This is a genomic window from Marinobacter sp. L-13 (assembly GCF_056857715.1).
The window spans coordinates 20,372-44,369 of record NZ_JBSXNQ010000059.1 but is presented as its reverse complement, the minus strand read 5'-3'; the positions used below and the strand labels follow the sequence as shown (position 1 = coordinate 44,369).

At 58.0% G+C, this 23,998-nt stretch carries 23 protein-coding genes and 2 tRNA genes; 21 read left to right on the top strand and 4 right to left on the bottom strand.

Annotated elements, in window-relative coordinates:
- Positions 1 to 69 precede the first annotated feature (69 nt).
- Positions 70 to 1,764 carry a 2-isopropylmalate synthase gene (gene leuA, locus AC13DD_RS13700; protein WP_273158090.1) on the top strand — a complete coding sequence of 565 codons (1,695 nt, stop codon included), beginning with the start codon at positions 70 to 72 and terminating at the stop codon, positions 1,762 to 1,764.
- Between the two features lie 92 nt (positions 1,765 to 1,856).
- On the opposite strand, the gene AC13DD_RS13695 is transcribed toward leuA, so the two are convergent.
- From AC13DD_RS13695 to xseA, 3 genes are all read right to left on the bottom strand, one after another.
- A complete protein-coding gene (locus AC13DD_RS13695) occupies positions 1,857 to 2,066 on the bottom strand; it encodes a cold-shock protein (protein WP_008169155.1) in 210 nt (69 codons plus the stop codon).
- A 316-nt stretch (positions 2,067 to 2,382) separates the two neighbouring features.
- Entirely contained in the window at positions 2,383 to 4,257 is a 1,875-nt protein-coding gene (locus tag AC13DD_RS13690) for a propionyl-CoA synthetase (protein WP_482931283.1), read from the bottom strand.
- An 89-nt stretch (positions 4,258 to 4,346) separates the two neighbouring features.
- The gene (gene xseA / locus AC13DD_RS13685; protein ID WP_482931282.1) at positions 4,347 to 5,738 is read right to left on the bottom strand and encodes an exodeoxyribonuclease VII large subunit; all 1,392 of its coding nucleotides are present in this window, start codon (positions 5,736 to 5,738) and stop codon (positions 4,347 to 4,349) included.
- A gap of 192 nt (positions 5,739 to 5,930) precedes the next feature.
- On the opposite strand from xseA, the gene guaB reads away from it, so the two are divergent.
- From guaB to AC13DD_RS13655, 6 genes are all read left to right on the top strand, one after another.
- Complete coding sequence (guaB, locus tag AC13DD_RS13680) at positions 5,931 to 7,394, top strand: IMP dehydrogenase (protein ID WP_008169151.1); 1,464 nt, start codon at positions 5,931 to 5,933, stop codon at positions 7,392 to 7,394.
- Positions 7,395 to 7,456: 62 nt separating this feature from the next.
- Positions 7,457 to 9,034, top strand: coding sequence for a glutamine-hydrolyzing GMP synthase (gene guaA, locus AC13DD_RS13675; protein WP_008169149.1), 1,578 nt, complete (start codon positions 7,457 to 7,459; stop codon positions 9,032 to 9,034).
- 20 nt (positions 9,035 to 9,054) lie between these two features.
- Positions 9,055 to 9,558 (top strand): tRNA adenosine(34) deaminase TadA, encoded by a 504-nt coding sequence (gene tadA / locus AC13DD_RS13670; protein WP_482931281.1) that lies wholly within the window; start codon positions 9,055 to 9,057, stop codon positions 9,556 to 9,558.
- Positions 9,559 to 9,567: 9 nt separating this feature from the next.
- Positions 9,568 to 10,563, top strand: a complete 996-nt coding sequence (gene galE / locus AC13DD_RS13665) for a UDP-glucose 4-epimerase GalE (protein WP_482931280.1) — start codon at positions 9,568 to 9,570, stop codon at positions 10,561 to 10,563.
- Positions 10,564 to 10,593: 30 nt separating this feature from the next.
- The gene (locus AC13DD_RS13660) at positions 10,594 to 11,937 is read left to right on the top strand and encodes a UDP-glucose dehydrogenase family protein (RefSeq protein WP_014577397.1); all 1,344 of its coding nucleotides are present in this window, start codon (positions 10,594 to 10,596) and stop codon (positions 11,935 to 11,937) included.
- A gap of 17 nt (positions 11,938 to 11,954) precedes the next feature.
- Positions 11,955 to 12,395, top strand: a complete 441-nt coding sequence (locus AC13DD_RS13655; protein ID WP_476157367.1) for an HIT domain-containing protein — start codon at positions 11,955 to 11,957, stop codon at positions 12,393 to 12,395.
- Between the two features lie 13 nt (positions 12,396 to 12,408).
- Here AC13DD_RS13655 and fabR read toward each other — a convergent pair whose 3' ends face one another.
- A complete protein-coding gene (gene fabR / locus AC13DD_RS13650; RefSeq protein WP_008169141.1) occupies positions 12,409 to 13,026 on the bottom strand; it encodes an HTH-type transcriptional repressor FabR in 618 nt (205 codons plus the stop codon).
- Between the two features lie 208 nt (positions 13,027 to 13,234).
- Here fabR and aspS point away from each other — a divergent pair, with 208 nt between their 5' ends.
- The 14 genes from aspS (at position 13,235) to AC13DD_RS13580 (ending at position 23,920) form a co-directional block, all read left to right on the top strand.
- Positions 13,235 to 15,043 (top strand): aspartate--tRNA ligase, encoded by a 1,809-nt coding sequence (gene aspS, locus AC13DD_RS13645; protein ID WP_482931279.1) that lies wholly within the window; start codon positions 13,235 to 13,237, stop codon positions 15,041 to 15,043.
- A gap of 25 nt (positions 15,044 to 15,068) precedes the next feature.
- Entirely contained in the window at positions 15,069 to 15,812 is a 744-nt protein-coding gene (locus AC13DD_RS13640) for a YebC/PmpR family DNA-binding transcriptional regulator (RefSeq protein ID WP_062782619.1), read from the top strand.
- An 18-nt stretch (positions 15,813 to 15,830) separates the two neighbouring features.
- Positions 15,831 to 16,358: a crossover junction endodeoxyribonuclease RuvC gene (gene ruvC / locus AC13DD_RS13635; RefSeq protein WP_014577393.1), complete on the top strand. Its 528-nt coding sequence runs from the start codon at positions 15,831 to 15,833 to the stop codon at positions 16,356 to 16,358.
- Positions 16,359 to 16,388: 30 nt separating this feature from the next.
- Entirely contained in the window at positions 16,389 to 17,018 is a 630-nt protein-coding gene (gene ruvA, locus AC13DD_RS13630) for a Holliday junction branch migration protein RuvA (RefSeq protein ID WP_008169133.1), read from the top strand.
- A 132-nt stretch (positions 17,019 to 17,150) separates the two neighbouring features.
- A complete protein-coding gene (gene ruvB, locus AC13DD_RS13625) occupies positions 17,151 to 18,182 on the top strand; it encodes a Holliday junction branch migration DNA helicase RuvB (RefSeq protein ID WP_008169131.1) in 1,032 nt (343 codons plus the stop codon).
- The gene (locus AC13DD_RS13620; RefSeq protein WP_459421488.1) at positions 18,175 to 18,636 is read left to right on the top strand and encodes a YbgC/FadM family acyl-CoA thioesterase; all 462 of its coding nucleotides are present in this window, start codon (positions 18,175 to 18,177) and stop codon (positions 18,634 to 18,636) included. Before ruvB ends, AC13DD_RS13620 begins: the two co-directional genes overlap by 8 nt.
- Before the next feature lie 3 nt (positions 18,637 to 18,639).
- Positions 18,640 to 19,329, top strand: coding sequence for a protein TolQ (tolQ, locus tag AC13DD_RS13615; protein ID WP_008169128.1), 690 nt, complete (start codon positions 18,640 to 18,642; stop codon positions 19,327 to 19,329).
- A gap of 46 nt (positions 19,330 to 19,375) precedes the next feature.
- Positions 19,376 to 19,822 (top strand): protein TolR, encoded by a 447-nt coding sequence (gene tolR, locus AC13DD_RS13610; RefSeq protein ID WP_482931278.1) that lies wholly within the window; start codon positions 19,376 to 19,378, stop codon positions 19,820 to 19,822.
- 79 nt (positions 19,823 to 19,901) lie between these two features.
- The gene (tolA, locus tag AC13DD_RS13605) at positions 19,902 to 20,882 is read left to right on the top strand and encodes a cell envelope integrity protein TolA (RefSeq protein ID WP_482931318.1); all 981 of its coding nucleotides are present in this window, start codon (positions 19,902 to 19,904) and stop codon (positions 20,880 to 20,882) included.
- A gap of 16 nt (positions 20,883 to 20,898) precedes the next feature.
- A complete protein-coding gene (gene tolB / locus AC13DD_RS13600) occupies positions 20,899 to 22,212 on the top strand; it encodes a Tol-Pal system beta propeller repeat protein TolB (RefSeq protein ID WP_014577386.1) in 1,314 nt (437 codons plus the stop codon).
- A 67-nt stretch (positions 22,213 to 22,279) separates the two neighbouring features.
- Positions 22,280 to 22,852: a peptidoglycan-associated lipoprotein Pal gene (gene pal / locus AC13DD_RS13595; RefSeq protein ID WP_008169120.1), complete on the top strand. Its 573-nt coding sequence runs from the start codon at positions 22,280 to 22,282 to the stop codon at positions 22,850 to 22,852.
- Between the two features lie 16 nt (positions 22,853 to 22,868).
- Positions 22,869 to 23,615, top strand: a complete 747-nt coding sequence (gene ybgF / locus AC13DD_RS13590) for a tol-pal system protein YbgF (protein WP_482931277.1) — start codon at positions 22,869 to 22,871, stop codon at positions 23,613 to 23,615.
- 85 nt (positions 23,616 to 23,700) lie between these two features.
- Positions 23,701 to 23,776, top strand: a tRNA-Lys gene (locus tag AC13DD_RS13585).
- A 68-nt stretch (positions 23,777 to 23,844) separates the two neighbouring features.
- Positions 23,845 to 23,920: transfer RNA gene (locus tag AC13DD_RS13580), tRNA-Lys, on the top strand.
- The last annotated feature ends 78 nt before the right edge of the window (positions 23,921 to 23,998 follow it).

Sequence of the window (23,998 nt, the reverse complement as noted above, 5' to 3'; positions counted from 1 at the left end):
TACCAGCTTTTTCGCGTTAACCTGTACCCATCAAAGAGTTCACTTCTGAAACCGCAAGGAATTACACGCATGGCTTTCGATCATCGCAAATACGTTGCGTTCAAACCTGTTGCCAAAACCGATCGTCGCTGGCCGGACAAGGTCATCGAGAAGGCGCCAACCTGGTGTGCCGTGGATCTTCGGGATGGTAATCAGGCACTGGTGAAGCCCATGTCTGTTGCCCAGAAAACGCGGATGTTCGAATTGCTGGTGAAGTTGGGTTTCAAGGAAATCGAGATTGGCTTTCCCGCTGCCAGCCAGCCGGATTTCGATTTCTGCCGCAAGCTGATTGAAGAAAATCGCATCCCCGAGGATGTGAAGATACAGGTGCTGACCCAGGCCCGTCCTGAGCTGATCGAGCGTACCTATGAAGCATTGGCCGGCGCCCGAAAGGCAATCGTGCATGTCTACAATTCTACTTCCACGGTTCAGCGGGAGCAGGTGTTTGGTCTGGATCGTGACGGTATCAGGGACATTGCCGTCAACGGAGCCAAACTGGTTCGCGACATCGCCGCGCGCCACCCGGAGACCGAGTGGACGTTCCAGTATTCACCGGAGAGCTTTACCGGTACCGAGCTGGATTTCGCCGCGGAAGTGATTGATGCCGTGAGTGAGGTCTGGCGTCCGGAAGAGGGCCAGCCGATGATTATCAACCTGCCTGCCACCGTTGAAATGGCGACACCGAACGTGTTTGCGGACCAGATCGAGTGGATCTGCGACAACATCCAGCGCCGTGAACACATCAGCATCAGTGTGCATACCCACAATGATCGCGGCTGTGCCGTGGCCGCCGCCGAACTGGCCGTAATGGCAGGGGCCGATCGGGTCGAGGGCACATTGATGGGCAACGGTGAGCGCACCGGCAACATGGATCTGGTGACCATGGCCATGAACCTTTACTCCCAGGGCATTGATCCCACGCTGGATCTGTCGGGCATGGCGGAGATCACCGAAGTGGTTGAGGCCTGTACGGAGATTTCCACTCATCCACGCCATCCCTACGCCGGCGAACTGGTGTTCACCGCCTTCTCAGGCAGCCATCAGGATGCCATTCGCAAGTGTCTGGCGCGCCGAAAGGATGGCGAAACCTGGAACGTCGCGTATCTGCCCATCGACCCGTTCGATGTTGGTCGCCGCTATGAGGAAGTGGTTCGCATCAACAGTCAGTCTGGCAAGGGCGGTGTCGCCTATGTACTGGAGCGGGATTATAACATCAGTCTGCCACGCTGGTTGCAGATCGAGTTCAGCAAGGTGGTCCAGAGAGAGGCGGAAACCAACGGTGGCGAGATTGACTCACTGACCATTCATCGCCTGTTCGAGGATCGCTATCTGAAAGTCCACGCCGATTGGGCACTGCGCTCCTACGATCTGCACCGGGACGAAGAGGGTGTGCATGCCGAGGTGTCGGTGGGTCGCGATGCATCGCCGGTTCGTCTGGATGGCCATGGGCTGGGCGCAGTGGAGGCTGTATCTGAGGCGCTGGAGATGCGCTTTGATATCTCCATTGCTATCGAGGCTTACGACGAGTTTGCGCTGGGTGAGGGCACCAATGCCAACGCACTGGCCTGTATTCGCTTGACCGCAAACGGTATGCATTGCAGCGCTGCGGCACTGGCCGAAGACACGACATCTGCCACCCTGCAGGCCTTGTTTTCGGCAGTCGCCCAGGCAGTGGGTATCGAAATGCCTGAGACGGAAGCCGAACCTGAATCGGCGGGTGCCTGAAAAACCTGCCGTCCTGACGACACAAGCCGGCACGAGTGCCGGCTTGTTGGTTTTCCGATGCCCGTGAGGGGCAAAGGACGGAGCGTAAACCCTCAGACCGGGGTAACGTTTTCCGCCTGCGGGCCTTTCGGACCCTGTGTCACGGTGAACTGTACCTGCTGACCTTCGGTCAGGGTACGGAAACCGCTTGCGTTGATTGCGCTGTAGTGAACAAACACGTCGCTGCCACCGTCCTGAGCGATGAAGCCAAAGCCTTTGGACTCGTTAAACCACTTAACGTGGCCGGTTTTAGTATCGGACATTGATCTTTCCTGTCTTTCTGTAATTTGCCCTCACGGGACCTTCAAAATTCCACATGGAATCGTTGCTGAGAAATCCAGAGAGTACTGAGGAAGGGGCAACGAAGAGCACTTCGGCAGGACGTTGAAACGCATTCACCAAATACCGCTGTATTTTCACAGCAATTTCAGTATAGACCGACTTTGGGGGGCGTCAACGAAATTTTTGCACCTTTCGTGCAGGTTTTATTGTCGGCAAAAACAACGGCTTGGGATTTGATTGAACAAAAAATGCCCGCTCCCCGTTAACCGGGGGCGGGTATGGGGCAGGCCGCCTTTGTCAGTGGCGGAATTGCTCGCTGATTTCTTCCAGAATGGCCGGATCATCAATGGTGCTGGGCACCGAGTATTCCTCGCCATCAGCGATCTGGCGTATAACCCGTCTCAGGATCTTGCCGGAGCGGGTCTTGGGCAGTCGATCCACCACCAATGCGCGACGGAAACAGGCGATGGCGCCGATCTTGTCGCGAACCATCTCCACCAGTTCGTCTTCCAGTTCGTCGTGGTCGATGGTTGCGCCATCCTTGATGAGAACCAGCCCGATGGGGATTTGCCCTTTCATGTCATCGTGAGCACCCACCACGCAGCACTCGGCTATGGCGGGATGAGAGGCTACGACTTCTTCCATCTCGCCAGTGGAAAGGCGGTGCCCGGCCACATTGATTACATCATCGGTGCGGCCCATGACAAACACATAGCCGTCGTCGTCAATGAAGCCGCCGTCGCCGGAACTGTAGAACCCGGGTATGGGCTCCAGATAGGTTTTGCGGAAGCGCTCGTCGTCGCCCCAGACCGTCATCATGCAGCCCGGCGGCAGGGGCAGTTTCACCGCAATCTGGCCCTGCTCGCCGGCGGGTTTCTGGCTGCCGTTCATGTCCACGACCTGAACGTTGTAACCGGGCGAGGGCACGGTCGCCGAGCCCGGCTTGGTGGCCATCATTTCAATACCCACCGGATTGCAGCAGATAGCCCAGCCGGTCTCGGTCTGCCACCAGTGGTCAAGGACCGGCAGGCCGGTATGTTCCTTAAGCCATTCATAGGTGGCAGGATCCAGGCGCTCGCCGGCCAGGAACAGGCGTTTCAGTGAACTGATGTCGTAGCGTGACAGCTGGTCCGCTTCCGGATCTTCCTTGCGGACGGCTCGGAATGCGGTGGGGGCGGTAAACAGCATGTTGACCTTGTGGTCCTGAACCACCCGCCAGAATGCGCCGGCATCCGGTGTTTTCACCGGTTTGCCCTCGTACATGATGGTGGTGCAACCGGCAAACAGCGGGGCATAAACGATGTAGCTGTGGCCAACAACCCAGCCAACGTCGGAGGCGGCCCAGTAAACATCACCGGGTTTGGCGTCGTAGACCAGCTGCATGCTGTAGTTGAGCGCAACCGCGTGACCCCCATTATCACGCACCACACCCTTGGGTTTGCCGGTAGTGCCTGAGGTATAAAGGATATAGAGCGGGTCTGTTGACTTGACGGGCACCGGGTCGGCCGGTGCAGCTGTCTTCATCAACTCGTTCCAGTCATGGTCACGGCCAGCCTGAAGGTCGGCCTTCACCTGGGGGCGCTGGTAAACAATGCAGGTTTCCGGTTTGTGGCTGGCCTGGTCGATGGCTTTGTTGACCAGAGGCTTGTACTCAATGAGCTTGGTGACTTCGATGCCGCAAGAGGCGGTAATCACGGCCTTGGGTTTGGCGTCATCAATACGCACGGCCAGTTCGTGGGCAGCAAAGCCGCCAAAGACCACAGAGTGAATAGCGCCGATCCGCGCGCAGCCCAGCATCGCAATGACCGCTTCCGGGATCATGGGCATGTAGATGATGACCCGGTCACCCTTGGTGATGCCTCGGTCTTTCAGAGCGCCGGCGAAGCGGGCAACTTCATCAGTCAGTTCGTTATAGGTGTACGAGCGCTGGGTATCGGTAACCGGGGAATCGTAGATCAGGGCTTTCTGGTCGCCCCGGCCCGCCCGGATGTTCGCATCCAGGGCGACATCGCAGGTGTTCAGGGTGCCGTCGGGAAACCACTCCCCGTGGCCATTGTCCGTTGGCTGCCAGATGGTTTTGGGCGGTTCAATCCAGTCAATCTTTTCCGCCTGTTCACGCCAGAAATCGTCCGGTTTGTCTATCGACCGCCGGAACTCTGAGTGGTAGTCCATACATTCCACCTCATCGTGCCTGTTGTTGTTTTAATACGTTTCCTGACAACTTTAGGCCGTTTGAAATCATGGACTAGTAGACCATTGGCTTAGTCTGGCGGGTTTATGTCTGCAGATTTGACCGAAGTCACCTTTGCCGTCATTTCACCCCTGGCAACCCGGGCGGAAACGGTATCGCCCGGGCCTATTTCCGAGGTGTCCCGGATAATCGTCCCCTGGCTGTCGCGTACTATGGCATAGCCCCTGCCAAGGGTGGCCAGGGGGCTGACCACGTTCAGGGTCTGCGCCGCGTGTTCAAGGTCGTCCCGGCGCTGCTTCAGGCCCTGCTGGATGGTATAGGTCAGTCGTTCGCTCACGCGCTGCAACGCTTCCTGGCTCTCTGAAAGCTGGCGGCGGGGTGACTGCATGACCAGTCTCTGGCGCAGGTGATCATTGCGCACGCCCACCGTTGTCAGGCGCTGTCGGATAGCCTTCTGAAGTCGCAGCTCCAGTTCATCCATGCGCTGGGCTTTCTCCAGAAGTTCCCGTCGCGGGTCCCGCAACCGTGCGCCCAGGTGCCCGAGCTGGGTGCCAAGGCGCTTCAGGGCAAGGCTCATGGCGTTGGAAAGACGGAATTGCCGCTCGCGGAGTTGCCTGAGCCAGTCAGACTGGTCCGGTGAAATCTTTTCCGCCGCCGCCGAAGGTGTCGGCGCCCGGAGATCCGCGACGAAATCCGCAATGGTGACATCCACCTCGTGGCCAACCGCGCTAACGGTGGGAATCCGGCAAGCGGCAATGGCCCGGGCTACCGCTTCTTCGTTGAAGCACCAGAGATCTTCCAGGGAGCCACCGCCGCGACCGATAATCAGCACGTCGGCAACCCCGTGGCTCTGGGCGGCTTCAATGGCGCCAACAATATCGGCCGTGGCGGCCTTGCCCTGCACCGCCGTGGGGTAAAGTGTTATAGGAATGGCGGGGCAGCGACGGGCCAGGACAGTCAGTATGTCGTGGATCGCGGCGCCGGTGGGTGAGGTAACCACACCGATGTGCCGGGGCAGGGACGGCAGTGGTTTCTTCCTCGCCTGATCAAACAGGCCCTCCGCCAGCAGCTTGCGCTTGAGCTCCTCGAAGGCCTGCTGCAAAGCGCCGAGCCCGGCCGGCTCAATATGCTCAACGATGATCTGGAAATCGCCCCGGTTCTCATAGAGGGTCACCTTGCCGCGGATCCGTACCTGATCACCCTCTTTTGGTAGCGCGCGGATACGCTGGTTCATGCCCCGGAACATGGCGCAGCGAACCTGGCATTTGCGGTCCTTCAGGGAGAAGTACCAATGGCCGGAGGAGGGGCGTGAAAATCCGGAGAGTTCGCCTTCCACCCATACCTGCATGAAGCTGGACTCCAGCAGGTGTCTGGCCTGGTGGTTGAGCTCGCTGACGCTGAGTGCCCGGGGGCGGGTGTCCTGAAGATGCGGCGTCGCCGGTCCTGATCCGTCGTTATACATACGCAATAGCCGAAAAGAGGGAGGGTAAAAATAGCGAAATTTCAAAAAGATGCAATCGAACCTTAAAAAAGGGCCGGTTTACTGTCTTCGAGAGCCCCATTATAATAGATCGATTAAGGATTTTGCTTTGTCGTACCGCCGCGGGTACGGCACGGAAATTCCCAACTTAGCACGATCAAAAGGCGGATCCCAATGCTGCGAATTGCCGAAGAAGCCCTCACATTTGATGACGTTCTGCTGGTTCCCGGATATTCAGAAGTGCTGCCTCACGAGGTTAGCCTGCAAACCCAGCTGACCAAGGGTATTACCCTCAACATTCCTCTTCTGTCTTCCGCCATGGATACCGTTACCGAGGCAGAATTGGCCATCGCCATGGCTCAGGAAGGCGGTATCGGCATCATGCACAAGAACATGACCGTTGAGCAACAGGCGGCAGCCGTCCGCAAGGTCAAGAAGTTCGAGAGTGGCGTGGTGAAGGATCCGATTACAGTTTCGCCCGAGACAACGGTTCGCGAACTGGTAGATATCACCATGGCGAACAGCATCTCCGGTCTTCCGGTGGTGGACGGCCACGACCTGATCGGTATCGTCACTGGCCGCGACATCCGTTTTGAAAGCCGGATGGACACGCTGGTTCGGGATATCATGACGCCCAAGGAAAAGCTGGTTACGGTCAAGGAAGGCGCCTGTCTCGAGGAAGTGAAAGAGCTGCTGCATCGCCATCGGATCGAGAAGGTTCTGGTTGTTAACGATAACTTCGAGCTGCGCGGCCTGATCACGGTCAAGGATATCCAGAAGGCGAAAGATTACCCGCTGGCGTGTAAAGACGATCAGGGTCGTTTGAGAGTTGGCGCGGCCGTGAGCACCGGTGGCGACACCGAAGCCCGTATTACCGCACTGGCCGAAGCCGGGGTCGACGTGATCGTGGTGGATACCGCCCACGGTCATTCCCGTGGCGTGATGGAACGCGTGCGCTTTATCAAGAAGAATTTCCCCGATGTGCAGGTGATTGGCGGCAACATCGCCACGTCACACGCGGCGCTCGCCCTGGCGGAAGCCGGCGCGGATGCAGTAAAGGTAGGCATTGGCCCCGGTTCCATCTGCACCACCCGTATTGTGGCGGGTATTGGCGTGCCCCAGATTTCTGCGGTTTCCAACGTGGCAGCAGCGCTGAAAGAGCACGGAGTCCCGGTAATCGCTGATGGCGGTATCCGTTTCTCCGGTGATATTGCCAAAGCCATTGCCGCAGGCGCCCATAGCGTCATGATCGGTAGCCTTTTGGCAGGTACCGATGAGGCACCTGGCGAAGTGGAGCTGTTCCAGGGCCGCAGTTACAAGGCCTATCGTGGCATGGGTTCCATCGGCGCCATGGGGCAGGGCTCCAGCGATCGTTACTTCCAGGACGCCAGTAAGGGTATCGAGAAACTGGTTCCTGAAGGCATCGAAGGCCGCGTTGCCTGCAAAGGTCCGATGCGTAACATCGTTCACCAGCTGGTTGGTGGCCTGCGGGCTGCCATGGGCTACACCGGTAGCGCCACCATGGAAGAAATGCGCACCAAGCCTGAATTCGTGCGCATCACCAACGCGGGTATGCGTGAGAGCCATGTGCACGATGTGACCATCACCAAAGAATCGCCCAACTACCGTATCGGTTAACCATTGCCCTACCAGACGCGGCCCCCAGAGGGCCGCGTTGTTTATTCAGCCCCGAGGACTCCATGGCCCAGAACATCCACGACCACCGCATCCTGATTCTCGATTTCGGTTCCCAGTACACCCAGCTGATTGCCCGCCGTGTTCGCGAGATCGGCGTTTACTGTGAGATCAAAGCGTTCGATATCACCGATGACGAGCTTAATGAGTTCAATCCGAAGGGGATTATTCTTGCAGGCGGTCCGGAGTCGGTAACTCAGCTGGGCGGTCCCCGGGCGCCGGAAGGGCTGTTTGACCGCGGTATCCCGATTCTCGGCATCTGCTACGGCATGCAGACTATGGCGGAGCAGCTTGGAGGCCGCGTTGCCAGTTCCGAGAAACGCGAGTTCGGTTATGCCCAGGTGAAGGTTCGCGCCAAGGGTCCGCTGCTGGCGGATATTACCGATCATCTGACGCCGGCTGGTGAGTCGCTGCTGGACGTGTGGATGAGCCACGGTGACAAGGTGGTGGCGATGCCTGAAGGCTTCGAGCTGCTGGCCTCCACCGAGAGCGCGCCAATTTCCGCAATGCAGGATCTCAGCCGGAACCTGTATGGCGTCCAGTTCCACCCCGAAGTAACCCACACCCTGCAGGGCAAGCGGATTCTCGAGCATTTCATCCTGACTATCTGCAAATGCGAAGCCCTCTGGACGCCGGCCAAGATCGTCGATGATGCGGTTCAGCAAATTCGCGAGCAGGTGGGCAACGACAAGGTATTGCTTGGTTTGTCCGGTGGCGTCGATTCCTCGGTGACGGCAGCACTGCTGCACCGGGCAATCGGTGATCAGCTGACTTGTGTGTTTGTGGACAACGGTCTCCTGCGTCTTCATGAAGGCGACCAGGTGATGGACATGTTCGCCAGCAACATGGGCGTAAAAGTGATTCGGGTTGATGCTGAAGACCTGTTCCTGTCGAAGCTCAAAGGGGTCAATGATCCAGAGCAGAAACGCAAGATCATCGGCAATACCTTTATCGACGTGTTCGACGATGAAGCGGCCAATATCAAGGACGTGAACTGGCTGGCACAGGGCACGATCTATCCGGACGTGATCGAGTCTGCTGCGTCCAAGACCGGCAAGGCGCACGTTATCAAGTCCCACCACAATGTGGGCGGCCTGCCGGAAACCATGAAAATGAAGTTGGTGGAGCCGCTGCGGGAGCTGTTCAAGGATGAGGTGCGCCGGATCGGCCTTGAGCTTGGTTTGCCCTACGACATGGTTTACCGCCACCCGTTCCCGGGGCCGGGCCTGGGCGTGCGTATTCTCGGTGAAGTTAAAAAGGAATATGCCGATATCCTGCGCCGCGCCGACGCCATTTTCCTGGAGGAACTCCACCGTGCGGATTTCTACCACAAGACGAGCCAGGCCTTTGCAGTATTCCTGCCGGTCAAGTCGGTTGGCGTGGTAGGTGACGCCCGCCGCTATGAATACGTGGTGGCTCTTCGTGCTGTTGAAACCATCGATTTCATGACCGCCCGCTGGGCGCATCTGCCTTACGATCTCCTTGAGACCGTTTCCAACCGGATCATCAATGAGATCACCGGTGTATCCCGGGTGACCTACGATGTTTCGTCCAAGCCGCCTGCAACCATCGAGTGGGAATAATCGACGGGTGAGCCGGTCCGATGTCTGAGGCGACGCCGGAAGACGAGCGCTGGATGAATCGCGCGCTCCAGCTGGCTGGTGAGGCTGCAGCAAAGGGCGAGGTGCCTGTTGGTGCCGTGGTGGTTCTGGACGGCAAGGAAATCGGCGCGGGTTTTAACGCGCCGATTTCCGGTTGCGATCCCACGGCCCATGCCGAAATCAGGGCGCTGCGCGATGCCGCCGCCCGGGTGGGCAATTATCGGCTGCCGGATGCCACGCTTTACGTTACTCTGGAGCCCTGTACCATGTGCGTGGGTGCTATCGTCCACGGCAGAATCAGTCGGCTTGTCTATGGGGCACGTGAGCCCAAGGCCGGTGCAATAGAGTCTGCACGCCGGACACTCGAAGAGCCCCATCTGAACTGGGACGTGACCGCCGTTGGCGGCGTGTTGTCCGACAAGTGCAGCCAGGTGATCAGTGAGTTTTTCAGTTGGCGACGGGCAGAGATCCGGCGTCTGCGCAAACAGAATTCAGGGAAGGAGTAGTTTTCGCCTATGAAAGTCCTCGTTACCGGCGGAGCCGGGTATATTGGCAGTCACGTGGTCCGTCAGCTGGGCCGGGCCGGTCACGATATCGTTGTTTTCGATAACCTTTCCACTGGCTACCGCTGGGCGGTCACCGCCGGAGAACTGGTGGTCGGGGATCTGGCCGACGAAGCGGCAATCGAAGATCTGTTCTCCCGTCACCGGTTTGAGGCGGTTCTGCATTTCGCGGCCAATATTGTGGTGCCGGAGTCTGTCGCCAACCCCCTGAAGTACTACGGCAACAATACCCGCAATACCCTGAACCTCCTGAAAGCGGTCGAAAAGCACGAAGTGCCGTACATGGTGTTTTCCTCCACCGCGGCCGTCTATGGTATGCCCAAGCAGACGGTGCTCACTGAGGATCTGCCGCTGGCCCCGATCAACCCCTACGGCGCGTCCAAGATGATGAGCGAGCGGATGATCATGGATCTGGCCGCAGCCTCCAGCCTCAATTATGTGATTCTCCGTTACTTCAATGTGGCAGGCGCGAATCCGGAAGGGCTGCTGGGGCAGGCCACACCTGAAGCCACGCATCTGATCAAGGTCGCCTGTGAGTGCGTGACGGAACAGCGGGAAGGCATGAGTGTCTTCGGCACCGATTACGATACCCGGGACGGCACCTGCATTCGCGACTACATCCACGTGGAAGACCTGGCCAAGGCCCACGTGATGGCGCTGGACTACATGGCAGATGGTGGTCATTCGAAGGTCATGAACTGCGGTTATGGTCGCGGCTTTACGGTCCGGGAAGTGATTGATGTGGTCAAGGCGCAATCCGGCGTTGATTTTCCGGTCACCGAAACCGGCCGCCGCGCCGGCGACCCGGCAGCATTGATGGCTGACAACACACTTATCCGCCAGACCCTGGGCTGGCAGCCGGATTACGACAATCTGGATACCATTGTCGGCACAGCTCTGGCTTGGGAAGCGATCTGGCAGAAGAAAAAAGCTGACGACGCCCCATAACTTTTCTGTATTTGTATCGGGATTTAACGGATGAAAATTACGATTTTTGGGACCGGCTATGTCGGTCTGGTTACTGGCGCATGCCTGGCGGATGTAGGTCACAACGTTTTGTGTATGGACGTTGACCAGGGCAAAATTGAAAAGCTCAAGAATGGCCAGATTCCCATCTATGAGCCAGGCCTTGAAAATATCGTAAAGCACACCGTTGAGGCGGGCCGCCTTTCCTTCACCACAGATAGCGCGGAGGCCGTTCGTCACGGCACACTCCAGTTTATCGCCGTGGGCACCCCCCCGGATGAAGACGGTTCTGCCGACCTCCAGTATGTTACTGCCGTAGCCCGTTCCATTGGTGAACACATGGAGGACTACAAGGTGGTTGTCGACAAGTCCACGGTACCGGTGGGTACCGGCGACAAGGTCCGGGCTGCGGTTCGCGCCCAGCTGGACCGACGTGGCCTGGAGCTGGATTTTGACGTGGTGTCGAACCCCGAGTTTCTCAAGGAAGGGGCGGCTATCAACGATTTCATGAAGCCTGACCGCATTGTTGTCGGTACCGACAGCGAGCGGGCTGCGGAACTGCTGCGGGAGGTCTACTACCCGTTCAACCGGAATCATGACCGCATGATCTTTATGGACCTGCGGTCTGCCGAGCTCACCAAGTACGCGGCCAACTCCATGCTGGCCACCAAAATCAGCTTTATGAACGAAATCGCCAACCTGGCAGAGCGACTGGGCGCTGATATCGAAGCCGTGCGCCGGGGCATTGGTTCCGACCCGCGGATTGGCTATCACTTCATCTACCCTGGTTGCGGTTACGGCGGTTCCTGCTTCCCGAAAGATGTTCAGGCCCTGGCCCGAACCGCCAGCGACTGCGGTTACGAAGCACGCTTGCTGAATGCGGTTGAATCGGTCAACTACGCCCAGAAACACGTGTTGTTCGACAAGATCAGCCACTATTTTGGTGGTGATCTCAATGGCAAGGTCGTTGCGCTTTGGGGGCTGGCGTTCAAGCCGAATACCGACGATATGCGCGAAGCTTCTTCCCGCACATTGATGGAAGATCTCTGGAAAGCCGGCGCCAGGGTACAGGCTTTCGACCCGGAGGCCATGGAGGAAACCCAGCGAATCTACGGTGATCAGGAAGGCCTGACACTGTGCGGCACGAAAGAGCAGGCGCTTAAAGGGGCAGATGTTCTCGCTATCTGCACCGAGTGGAAAGAGTTCCGGTCCCCAGACTTCGAATCTATTGCTGCGACCATTCGTGAACCTGTGGTCTTTGATGGCCGCAATCTCTACGAGCCGGAAATGCTGGATCGCTACGGCCTCATTTACTACGCCATTGGCCGTGGCCGCACCCAGTTCCACTCCGAGTAAACCCAGATAATCGGAGGATGAGTATGAGCGAACCGGCAGTTTTCCGGTTACACGAGCGACTGAAGGCCGACACGATTGGCCTTGGAAGCACCTCGCTTTGTGAAATCCGACTGATGAATGACAGCACCTGGCCTTGGGTGCTGTTGGTGCCGGTGGTCGCCGGCATCCGTGAGATCTACCAGTTGTCGGCGGACCAGCAGCACCAGCTGGCCCGCGAGTCCTCCGCGCTCAGCGAAGCCATGATGGATGTCTTCGGCGGCGACAAGATGAACGTCGCAGCCCTTGGCAACATGGTACCCCAGCTTCATCTTCATCATATCGTGCGGTTCGAAGGCGACCCGGCCTGGCCGGGCCCTGTGTGGGGCAAGCAGGCGCCGGTTGCTTATTCCGATGAGGAGCTGGAGCAGGTTCGCTTAAGACTGGCCCCGGTTCTTACTGAGCTTGAGGCCGGTGTCTAGTTCGAAAGTGAGGTCAGTTGCGTTTCGCCAGAGTTTGGGAGCCGACCAGGATCATTCTGAGCTCGGTTTTCAGCTTGGCCTTCAGCTCATCACGTTCGGAAGCGGTCGCATCCAGCGCTTCAGCCCCCTGGTTGAATACCAGCGTTACCATGGCCTCAGCCACCAGCCTGGCTTCTGAGAGGGGCTTGTTCTGCTCGTCGGCGATCCGCCGCAGGTCATCGGCCAGTTCGGTCACAAAGTGGTCAATCTCGGCCTTTACGGCTGTCCGAAAAGGCTTGGAGACCCCGGTCCTTTCCCGAAGCATCAGCCGGAACAGGTTGGCATTGTTGCCCAGGTACTCCATGAAGGTTTCTACAGAAGTGGAAATGGCGCTGCCACCATCACGGGCAATCCGCTTGCGGGCCTGACGCATTAGTTGTCTCAGGGCAACGCCGCCTTCGTCCACCAGAGCCAGGCCCAGTTCATCAAGCTCGGCAAAGTGCCGGTAGAACGACGTGGGGGCGATGCCGGCTTCCCGAGCAACCTCCCGCAAACTCAGACTGCCAAAGCCCCGGTCCGCACTCAGTTGCGAGAGCGCCGCATCCATCAGTGCCCGCCGGGTTTTCTGTTTTTGCTCCGCTCTGGTGGCCAAGTTCAGACTCCATCTGCTGGTAAAAAAGAAGCATTCTAGCCGGCTGCCAACCTGCAGTCATCCGACCGCTTGATTTGCGTGCCCGCACGCCTGATTTTCACCGCCATTGTGTTTATAATGGGCGGCTTTTCCGCTATGGTCGCACGATTTTTCAAGCGATCCAGAACACGCACCATATTTGAACACATTAAACGTAACGGGAACCGGTATGCGCAGTCATTATTGCGGTGGGATCAACGAATCCCACATCGATCAGGAAGTCACACTTTGCGGATGGGTCCACCGCCGTCGTGACCACGGTGGGGTTATCTTCCTGGATCTGCGGGATCGGGATGGTATGTCTCAGGTGGTTGTTGATCCTGATACCCCTGAGAGCTTTGCGCTTGCGGAAAAAGTCCGTAGCGAGTTCGTGATCAAGGTAACCGGTCGGGTGCGTCGCCGTCCTGCTGGCACAGAAAACAACAACATGCCGACCGGGCAGGTTGAGCTTCTGGGCAAGGAGCTGAGCATTCTGAACGCCGCAGCGACCCCGCCGTTCCCGCTGGATGAGCATGTCGACGTTGGCGAGGACGTGCGTCTGCGCTACCGGTTTGTAGACCTGCGTCGCCCGGAAATGATCAACCGCCTGCGTTTCCGTTCCCGGGTAACCAGCTACATCCGTAACTATCTGGACAGCAACGGCTTCATGGATGTGGAAACGCCCATCCTGACCCGTGCTACGCCGGAAGGTGCGCGGGATTACCTGGTGCCGAGCCGTACCCATGAGGGTTCTTTTTTCGCACTGCCGCAGTCGCCGCAGCTGTTCAAGCAGCTGCTGATGGTGTCTGGTGTCGACCGTTACTACCAGATTGCCAAGTGTTTCCGGGATGAAGACCTGCGTGCGGATCGTCAGCCGGAGTTTACCCAGGTGGACATTGAGGCCTCTTTTATTGACGAAGAGACCCTGATGAAGTTGAACGAGGACATGATCCGTTCGCTGTTCAAGGATGTTCTGGATGTAGAGCTTCCGTCCTTCCCGCAGATGCCTTATGCCGAGGCCATGCAGCGTTATGGCAGCGACAAGCCGGATCTGCGGATCCCGCTTGAGTTGCTGGATGTGAACGATCTGGTTGAAGGCGTGGACTTCAAGGTATTCGCGGGCCCGGCAAAAGATCCGAAAGGCCGTGTAGCCGCTTTGCGCGTACCGAAAGGTGGCGAGCTGACTCGCAAGCAGATTGACGACTACACCAAGTTTGTAGGCATCTACGGTGCCAAAGGGCTGGCTTACATCAAGGTCAATGACCTCTCCAAGGGCGTAGAAGGCCTGCAATCCCCGATCATCAAGTTCCTGGGTGATGACGTTGCGCTCGCTATCATGGAGCGCGTGGGTGCCGAAGACGGCGACATCGTGTTCTTCGGCGCGGACAAGACCAATGTGGTCAACGAGGCCCTGGGCGCACTGCGCATCAAGATCGGTCACGATCTGGACATGCTGACGTCCGAGTGGGCACCGCTGTGGGTTGTGGATTTCCCGATGTTCGAAGAAACCCCGGACGGTAGCCTGACGGCGATTCACCACCCGTTCACCGCGCCCTCCTGCAGCCCGGAAGATCTGGCCGCAGATCCCGCTAACGCGCTGTCCCGTGCCTACGATATGGTTCTGAACGGCACCGAATTGGGTGGCGGTTCCATCCGTATTCACGATGAGAAAATGCAGGAAGCGGTGTTCCGCATCCTGGGTATCGGTGAAGAGGAAGCCCGCGCCAAGTTCGGCTTCCTGCTGGATGCCCTGAAGTTTGGTTGCCCGCCCCATGGTGGTCTGGCATTCGGCCTGGACCGCCTGGTCATGCTGATGACCGGCGCTACGTCCATCCGTGACGTAATTGCGTTCCCGAAAACCCAGAGTGCCACCTGCCTGATGACCCAGGCGCCTGGCGAAGTGGACGAGAAGCAGTTGCGTGAGTTGCATATCCGTCTGCGTAAACCGTCAAAGCCGGTTGAAGGCAACAAGGCGGAAGCCGGTGAGGGCAACGAGTAAACCAGTGATTTGAGGGAGGAGCTGTATGGCGGGTCACAGTAAGTGGGCCAACATCAAGCACCGCAAGGCGGCACAGGATGCCAAGCGGGGCAAGATCTTCACCAAAATCATTCGTGAGCTGACCGTGGCCGCGCGCCAGGGCGGGGGGAATCCCGATGATAATCCCCGCCTGCGCGCCGTCATCGACAAGGCGCTCACCGCCAATATGAAAAAAGACACCATCGAGCGCGCGGTTGAGCGTGGCGCCGGTGGTGGCGATGATGACAACTACGAAGAGCTGACCTACGAAGGCTATGGCCCCGGTGGTGTGGCGATATTCGTGGAAGTCATGACCGACAACAAAAACCGGTCTGTGGCTGAAATCCGCCACGCGTTCAACAAGATGGGTGGCAATCTCGGTACCGACGGATCGGTCGCCTACCTGTTCAGCAAGCAGGGCATCATCAGCTACGGTCCGGAGTGGGAAGAAGACAGGCTGGTGGAAGCCGTACTCAGCGCCGGCGCCGAAGACCTTGCGGCCCAGGACGACGGTTCCTGGGAAATCGTAACCACACCCGAGCAGTTTCTGGACGTCAAGGAATCTCTGGTCAATGCGGGACTGGTGCCGGACAATGCTGAAGTAACCATGGTTCCATCCACGCGGGTTGAGCTGGATCGGGACGGCGCGGAAACCATCCTCAAGCTTATTGATATGCTCGAAGATCTGGACGATGTTCAGAATGTCTACCATAACGCGGATATCTCCGGCGACATCATGGAATCGCTTTGACCAGTCAGGAGCATTGATGTGGCGATAATTCTGGGCGTTGATCCGGGGTCACGAATTACCGGTTACGGCGTCATTCGGGCAGATGGTCGACACATCGAGTACATCGACAGTGGTTGTATCCGGGTGGGCGAGAAGCCCATGGCTGAACGCCTTCAGACCATATTCCAGAGCCTTGCCACCCTGATCGGAGAGTATCGGCCGGAAGAATTTGCCATCGAGCAGGTGTTCATGGCCCGCAATCCTGACTCGGCTCTGAAGCTCGGTCAGGCCCGCGGCGCGGCCATCGTCAGTGCCGCCAACAGTGGCTTGGCGGTTCATGAATACTCGGCGAGGCAGGTAAAGCAGGCGGTGGTCGGCAAGGGCGGCGCTGACAAATCCCAGGTTCAGCACATGGTTCAGGTGTTGCTTTCGCTTTCACGCAAACCCCAGGCAGACGCGGCCGATGCGCTCGCCATCGCCATGTGCCATGCCCACATGAGTCAGAGTATCCTGCGGGTGGCCAGTGGCGCCGGAAAGGTCCGAAGCGGTCGCGTGCGACAACAATAAACCGCTCCCAGGAGCGACAGGAGATTCAGCTTGATTGGTCGTATCCGAGGTATTCTGGTCGAAAAGGCTCCGGGCCAGGCGCTGGTTGAGTGCGCGGGCCTGGGCTATGAAGTCGACATCCCCTATACCACCTTCTTTCATTTGCCGGAGACCGGCGATGAAGTCACCCTGCACACCCATTTTGCCGTCCGAGAAGACGCCCAGAGCCTCTACGGCTTTGCTTCCAGCCTGGACCGGGACCTGTTCCGACTGCTAATCAAGGTTAATGGGGTTGGCCCGAAGCTAGCCGTTGGCATTCTTTCCGGATTGGACGCACAGCAGTTCATTCGCTGCGTTGAGAATCGTGACTCCGCCTCACTGGTCAAGCTCCCCGGCGTTGGCAAGAAGACCGCAGAACGGCTTCTTATTGAAATGGCGGACCGGATAGGGCAACTTGAAGGGCAATTTGTGCCAACGTCGCCCGAGACGACAGGCGTGGGGCAGCCGGGCGGACAAGGCCCCGCTGGCGGGCCGGCGGCCACTGAAGAGGCGGAAGCCGCACTGATCGCTCTGGGTTACAAGCCCCAGGAGGCTGCCAAGGCCATCAGCAAAGTGGCCGAGGAGGGAATGAGTAGTGAAACGCTCATCCGTCTGGCCCTGCGAAACATGATTCCGGCCTGATCGTCAGAACCTGTCGCGAACCTGTAGAGAGCGTAACGTGACACCTGCTAACCCCTTTGTACAATTGGGGCTGCGCTGGAATAGCGGGCAAACGTGAGGCACGATGTTGATTCCCACACTATGGGTGATGCCATGATCGAATCCGACCGGTTGATCTCGGCCCGGGCCGGTGAATATGAGGAAGTACAGGACAGGGCCATTCGCCCGACCCTGCTGGCCGAGTATGTTGGCCAGCCCACGGTCCGTGAGCAGATGGATATTTTCATATCCGCGGCCCGGGGTCGTCAGGAAGCGCTGGACCACGTTCTGATCTTTGGCCCGCCCGGTCTGGGCAAAACAACCCTTGCCAATATCATCGCCAATGAGATGGGCGTATCCATCAAGACAACGTCTGGACCTGTGCTTGAAAAAGCCGGCGACCTGGCCGCGATGCTGACCAATCTCGAAGAAGGAGACGTTCTCTTCATTGACGAGATCCACCGTCTCAGCGCGGCAGTGGAAGAAGTGCTGTATCCGGCGATGGAAGATTACCAGCTCGACATCATGATCGGTGAGGGCCCGGCCGCCCGCTCCATCAAACTTGACCTGCCGCCGTTCACCCTCGTCGGGGCGACCACCCGGGCAGGCTTGCTGACTTCGCCGCTGCGAGACCGCTTCGGCATCGTGCAACGGCTGGAGTTCTATAACACCGAAGATCTTACCAGCATCATTCTGCGCTCCGCGCGATTGTCTTCGGTAGCCGTCGATGAGGCAGGCGCGTTCGAAATTGCCCGCCGGTCCCGGGGTACCCCGCGTATCGCCAATCGCCTGTTGCGCCGTGTCCGCGATTTTGCGGAAGTCCGCTCAGACGGTCGTATCACCTCTGACATCGCCGATCAGGCACTGAACATGCTGAAAGTGGATAACCAGGGTTTCGATCACATGGATCGGCGCCTGCTGCTGGCCATGATCGAGAAATTCGACGGTGGCCCTGTGGGGGTCGAGAGCCTTGCTGCCGCGATCAGTGAAGAGCGCGGCACCATTGAGGATGTGCTTGAGCCCTTCCTGATCCAGCAGGGTTATATGGTCCGGACTCCCAGGGGGCGGATGGTGACCTCCAACGCCTATCAGCATTTCGGCGTGATTCCGCCGAAGTCGGGCAGGGAGGACGATCTTTTTGGTTGAACAGGCGCCAGAGGGAAGGTTCGAACTGCCGATTCGGGTCTATATCGAGGACACCGACGCTGGCGGCATCGTATTTCATGCCAAATATCTCCATTACATGGAGCGGGCCCGAACCGAATGGGTGCGCAGTTGCGGCGTTGGCCTCAGGGCGGGTCTGGCAGACAATATCAGTTATGTGGTGCAACGGCTGACCATTCATTATGCGGTGCCGGCCAAGCTTGATGACGAACTGCTGGTTACTGCGGAACCCGTGGCTTTTGGTAGAGTCTGGATGGATTTCCGTCAGCGTGTGATGCGGGCCGAAGACCGAAAGTTGCTGAGTGACAGTGATGTGCGGGTAGCCTGCATCGCGCTTGATTCCGGTCGTCCCCGCCGGTTACCGACGAATATGCAGGAATTGCTGGCCAGGAATGTCCAGCCCACTGAAACGATAAACAGAACGAGCCAGGAGTAAGAAGTGGATTCAGAACTTTCAGTCTGGTACCTCATTGCCAATGCCGGTGTCTTGGTACAGCTGGTCATGCTTTTGCTGGCCCTGGCGTCAATCATGTCCTGGGCCCTGATTTTCCAGCGCCTACAGGTATTCCGGAAGGCCAAGAGGGCCCAGTTGGCGTTTGAGGAGCGTTTCTGGTCCGGCATGGATCTGGGGCAGTTGTACCGGGAGGTGAACGCCGATCCAACACCGTTTTCCGGTATGGAATCCCTGTTCCGGGCCGGTTTCAAGGAGTTTTCCCGGTTGCGCCAGCAAAGCCGGGATGCCGATGCGGTCATGGAAGGTACCCAGCGGGCAATGCGGGTGGCCTTTTCCCGGGAGCATGAGCGCCTGGAAGCCAGCCTGCCGTTTCTGGCGACTGTCGGCTCTACCAGTCCGTACATCGGTCTATTTGGCACCGTCTGGGGCATTATGAATTCTTTCCGCGGCCTGGCCCAGGTTCAGCAGGCAACCTTGGCCACGGTGGCCCCGGGCATTTCCGAGGCCCTGATCGCGACCGCCATGGGCCTGTTCGCGGCAATACCGGCCGTTATCGCCTATAACCGTTTCTCGGCCATGTCCGATGCGCTGCTGAAGAACTATGAAACCTTTGCCGATGAGTTTTCCAGCATTCTTCACCGTCGCGTGCATCAGAGCGAAAAGGGTGCCGCATGATGGTGGCTGAATTCATGGGCAGGGATCAGCTTGGGAGCACTGCTTTATGAAGGGCATGGGAATGATGCCGGAAAACCGGCGCAAGCCAATGTCGGAAATCAATGTGGTTCCGTACATTGATGTCATGCTGGTGTTGCTGATCATCTTCATGGTCACCGCCCCGATGCTGACGCAGGGGGTGAAGGTTGATCTGCCCCAGACCACTTCCGATCCTATTCAGTCTGACAAGGATGTTGAGTCCATCATTGTTTCGGTTGATGCAAACGGAGCGTACTACGTCGAGATCGGAGACGAGGGCAGTGACCCTATGACGCTGTCTGACTTGCGGGCCCAGGTTTCCAAGATCCTCTCGCAACGGGCCTCAAGTGAGATTCTGGTTCGCGGCGATGAAAATGTTCCGTACGGCACGGTTGTTCGGTTGATGGCGGAATTGCAGGGTGCCGGGGCGAGTAGTATCGGCCTGATCACCGAATCACCCCGGGACGACAATTGATAGTGGTGCGGGCAGGAGTGTTGTGAGAGATCACCAGCGTGAAGTAACCACAACTGGCGTGCCACCATGGAAATCACCGGTGGCGCTCTCGGTCACGTTGCACCTGTTGATTCTGGGCATTGCGCTTGCGGGTTGGTCGTGGACCAGCACCGATCATGAGCCGGCACCCAGGAGCATATCGGCCCGGCTGATTACCCAGCAGGAGCCGGAACCGAGCCCGGTGGTAGAGCCGGTCGATCAGCAAAAGCGGGACGAAGAACGCCGGGCCGAAGAGCAGCGTCGCAAGGAAGAAGCTGAACGACAAAGGCAGGAGGAAGAAGCCCGTCGCATTGCAGAGCAGAAGCGGCAGGAAGAACAAAAGAGGCTTCAGCAGCAGAAAGAGCAGGAGCGTCAGGAAGCAGAGGCGAAAGAACTCGAAGCCCGGAAAGCCCGTGAAGCGGAGGCTGCCCGTCAAAAGGCGGAGGCGGAGGCCAAGGAGCGAGCCAGGCAGAAAGCTGAGGAAGAAAAACGCCGTCAGGAAGAGGCAAAACGAAAAGCCGAGGAAGAGAAGCGGCGCCAGGAAGAGCAGCGGAAGCGGGAAGAGGCCGAACGCAAGCGCCAGGAGGAGCAGGCTCGCCAGGAAGCTGAACGCAAGCGCCTCGAGGCAGAGCGCAAGCTCCGGGAACAGCAGTTGGAGGCCCAGGCGGAGGCAGCCCAGAGAGCTCGGGAGGAAGAAGCGCGTCGCCAGAGAGAGGCGGCTGCTGCGAAAGCCCGGGAAGCCCAGATGCTGTCGGAGAGTGAGAAGTACCAGGCTCTGATCCGTGAGCGCTTGAGCCAGGCGTGGTATCCGCCCAGTTCGGCTACTGAAGAGATGACCGCGCGGCTCCAGATTACGCTGTTACCGACGGGTGAGCTGGCCGGGGTGCGGCTGGTCAGTAGCAGCGGGAATACAGCGTTCGATAACTCTGCTCTGGGGGCGGTGCGCTCCCTGAGTCGTTACCCGATACCCAATGATCGGGATACCTTTGAACGGTATTTCCGACAGTTTACGATTGAATTCAACCCACGCCGGTTGAGATAAGGATGCGGATAACACCATGACACATCGGATTTGGCACAAACCGTCCAGAACGCTTCTTGCCGCCACGGCCCTGATCTTTTTCGCGGTTTCGGCAGCCCGGGCGGAGCTGTTGATCCGGATTACTGAAGGCGCGGATTCGGCCATTCCTGTTGCAGTGGTGCCTTTCGCCGAGTCTGGACAGATGCCCGCTGGCGACAAGGTCAGCAGCATTGTTCAGGCGGATCTGACCATGACAGGCGAATTCCGGACTCTGCCTCCGGAGAAGATGCTGAGCCTGCCATCCAGGCGGGAGGAAGTGTATTTCCGGGACTGGCGCCTGCTGGGCCAGCGCTATGTCCTGGTGGGGGCCCTCAGCCGAAGCGGTGACCGTGTTCAGGCCCGGTATGAGCTGTTCGATGTAAACCGCGAGGAACGGATTCTCGGTGAAACTGCGGCGGCACCTGCCTCCAATATGCGCTCGCTCGCTCACCACATCAGCGACAAGGTATATGAGGCCATCACGGGTGTGCCGGGTGCCTTCTCAACTAAGCTTGCCTACATCACGCTTGATACCGCCAATGGCAAACCACGTTACCGACTGCAGGTCAGCGACGTGGACGGCAAACGCGCCAGAATCCGGCTTGAAAGCCAGGAGCCCATCCTGTCACCGGCATGGTCGCCAGACGGGGAAAAGCTGGCCTATGTGTCGTTCGAAACAGGGAAACCGGTGATTTTTGTTCATGAGCTTGCAACCGGCAATCGCACCAAAGTGGCAGACTTTCCGGGGCTCAACTCGGCGCCGGCCTGGTCCGACGATGGCCGATCGTTGCTGATGACCCTCTCGAAAGACGGAAATGCCGAGATCTACCGGATGAACCTCGATACCCGGCAGTTGACCAAGCTTACGAACCACTGGGCGATTGATACCGAACCGAGCTATGACGCCACTGGCAAGGGCATTTTCTTTACGTCGGACCGGTCCGGAGGTCCGCAGATTTACCACATGGATACACCGGGTGCGGAGCCTCGTCGTATCACCTTCGGCAGCCGTTACAATGCTCGGCCAAGGCCCGACAATGACGGTAACTATGTGTATTACGTTCACCAGCGCGATCGGGCATTTCACATTGCCCGTACCGAACTGAAAACCGGGGAGGAAACGATCCTAACCCGCACCGAGTCTGATGAGTCTCCCAGTGTCGCGCCCAATGGCCGGATGCTGATCTACGCTACCCGGCAGAATGGCAGCAACGTGCTCACGGTTATTTCCGCGGATGGTGGAGCAGCATACAGCTTGCCGGCATCCGAAGGCGATGTCCGTGAGCCCGCCTGGGGACCTTTGGTTCGCTGACTCCCGGAGCTTTCCGGTGTTGGCCATTGTTCAAGCAATAACGTCACTCAACTGAAAGGAAGAAAACATGAATTTTTCAGCTCAATCAAAAGCGTTCGCACTGTTGTTGTCCGTCGGTCTGGTAGCGGGCTGTAGCTCTACCGGTGGTACCTCCGAAGAAGGCGGCGAGTATGGTTCCGATGTGGCTGCTGTAGACCAGGAAGGTGGATCCACTGTTTACGGAGGTGACGACCAGGGCGGTGTTTCTTCTTCAGCCATGACCGAAGAAGAGCGTATGGAAGCTCGCAAGCAGGCCGAACAACAGGCCCTGCGTGAAATCACCACCTTCTACTTTGATTTCGATACGGCTGAAATCAAGCAGGAAGCCCGCGATGTCCTGGTGGCACATGCCCGTTTCCTCGCCAACAACCCGGGTCAGAACGTCCGCATTGAGGGTCACGCCGACGAGCGCGGTACCAAGGAATACAACCTGGCCCTTGGCGAGCGTCGTGCTAACGCCGTTCAGCGTTTCCTGATTGTAAACGGTGCTTCACGTGGCCAGCTCGAGACCGTAAGCTATGGCGAAGAGAAGCCGGCCGTGATGGGTTCCAGCGAGAGCGCCTGGGCCCAGAATCGTCGTGTAGAACTCGTATTTGAGTAATCACACAGGAACGACCATGAGAAAAATCCTCATGGCGACAGTGGTGCTTCCGCTTGCCCTCGGGCAGGCGGGAGTGGCCCTGGCGCAATCAGCCCAGGACAGTCAGCGTAACGCCAACAGCAGTCAGGCGACGTCGGAACTGTTCTACATGATCCAGCAGCTTCAGGGTGAAGTCAGACGGCTTCAGGGCGAAGTGGAGGAGCAGCGGCACCTGATTAACCGCCTGCAGCAGCAAGGGCGCGACCGTTATATCGATCTGGATCAGCGTATTCTGGATCTCTCGGAAAACGTCGCATCACAGCCGGCTCCCGAAGCCAGCGAAGGTGGTGGCTCTGCTGCCTCAGGCCAGGCCCGGGAGGCCAGGGAATACCGCCAGCCCGATGCGGAAGAACGAAAGGCCTACGAGCAGATCCAGGACCTGATTCGTAATCAGAAAAAATACGATGAGGCCATTAGTCGGATATACGAATTTATCGATGAATATCCGGAAGGGGATCTGACGGTCAACGCCTATTACTGGCTCGGCGAGGTCTATCTGGTCAAGCCGCAGCTCGAACAGGCAAAACAGGCGTTCACGATTGTCGCTACCCGTTTTGCCGACCATCGCAAGGCTCCGGATGCGGTCTATAAGCTGGGCGTAACTCATGATCGCCTGGGCGAAAAAGAACAGGCTCGGCGCAGCATGCAAACTGTGATTGATGATTACCCGTCCAGCAGTGCTGCTGACCTCGCACGGAAGTTTCTCGAGTCCCAGAACGGCTGATTGTATGGCGCGGCAAAAATATTGAGAAACCTGAGAAAAAGGGGTTGATCAACGGCCAAAAATCATTACTATATGCGCCTCGTTTGGGTCGTTAGCTCAGTTGGTAGAGCAGTTGGCTTTTAACCAATTGGTCGAAGGTTCGAATCCTTCACGACCCACCAAACACGAAATACCGGGTGGGCTGAGTCATTCGGTATAGATTGAAGTCAAGGCTTCGGTCGCCAGTTACGGGTCGTTAGCTCAGTTGGTAGAGCAGTTGGCTTTTAACCAATTGGTCGAAGGTTCGAATCCTTCACGACCCACCAAATAACAGAAGCCTGCGGGTTTTTGTGAAAAAAGAGCCTCCGGGCTCTTTTTTTTTGCGTATACGTTCCTACCTAGGT

Bases quoted from the DNA above. Each gene is read 5' to 3' on its own strand.
- galE (WP_482931280.1), top strand. From the start codon at position 9,568: ATGAAAGTCCTCGTTACCGGCGGAGCCGGGTATATTGGCAGTCACGTG.
- pal (WP_008169120.1), top strand. From the start codon at position 22,280: ATGAATTTTTCAGCTCAATCAAAAGCGTTCGCACTGTTGTTGTCCGTC.
- ruvB (WP_008169131.1), top strand. From the start codon at position 17,151: ATGATCGAATCCGACCGGTTGATCTCGGCCCGGGCCGGTGAATATGAG.
- tolR (WP_482931278.1), top strand. From the start codon at position 19,376: ATGAAGGGCATGGGAATGATGCCGGAAAACCGGCGCAAGCCAATGTCG.
- tolB (WP_014577386.1), top strand. From the start codon at position 20,899: ATGACACATCGGATTTGGCACAAACCGTCCAGAACGCTTCTTGCCGCC.
- AC13DD_RS13640 (WP_062782619.1), top strand. From the start codon at position 15,069: ATGGCGGGTCACAGTAAGTGGGCCAACATCAAGCACCGCAAGGCGGCA.
- aspS (WP_482931279.1), top strand. From the start codon at position 13,235: ATGCGCAGTCATTATTGCGGTGGGATCAACGAATCCCACATCGATCAG.
- guaA (WP_008169149.1), top strand. From the start codon at position 7,457: ATGGCCCAGAACATCCACGACCACCGCATCCTGATTCTCGATTTCGGT.
- tadA (WP_482931281.1), top strand. From the start codon at position 9,055: ATGTCTGAGGCGACGCCGGAAGACGAGCGCTGGATGAATCGCGCGCTC.
- ybgF (WP_482931277.1), top strand. From the start codon at position 22,869: ATGAGAAAAATCCTCATGGCGACAGTGGTGCTTCCGCTTGCCCTCGGG.
- leuA (WP_273158090.1), top strand. From the start codon at position 70: ATGGCTTTCGATCATCGCAAATACGTTGCGTTCAAACCTGTTGCCAAA.
- guaB (WP_008169151.1), top strand. From the start codon at position 5,931: ATGCTGCGAATTGCCGAAGAAGCCCTCACATTTGATGACGTTCTGCTG.
- AC13DD_RS13690 (WP_482931283.1), bottom strand. From the start codon at position 4,257: ATGGACTACCACTCAGAGTTCCGGCGGTCGATAGACAAACCGGACGAT.
- xseA (WP_482931282.1), bottom strand. From the start codon at position 5,738: ATGTATAACGACGGATCAGGACCGGCGACGCCGCATCTTCAGGACACC.
- AC13DD_RS13660 (WP_014577397.1), top strand. From the start codon at position 10,594: ATGAAAATTACGATTTTTGGGACCGGCTATGTCGGTCTGGTTACTGGC.
- AC13DD_RS13695 (WP_008169155.1), bottom strand. From the start codon at position 2,066: ATGTCCGATACTAAAACCGGCCACGTTAAGTGGTTTAACGAGTCCAAA.
- AC13DD_RS13655 (WP_476157367.1), top strand. From the start codon at position 11,955: ATGAGTATGAGCGAACCGGCAGTTTTCCGGTTACACGAGCGACTGAAG.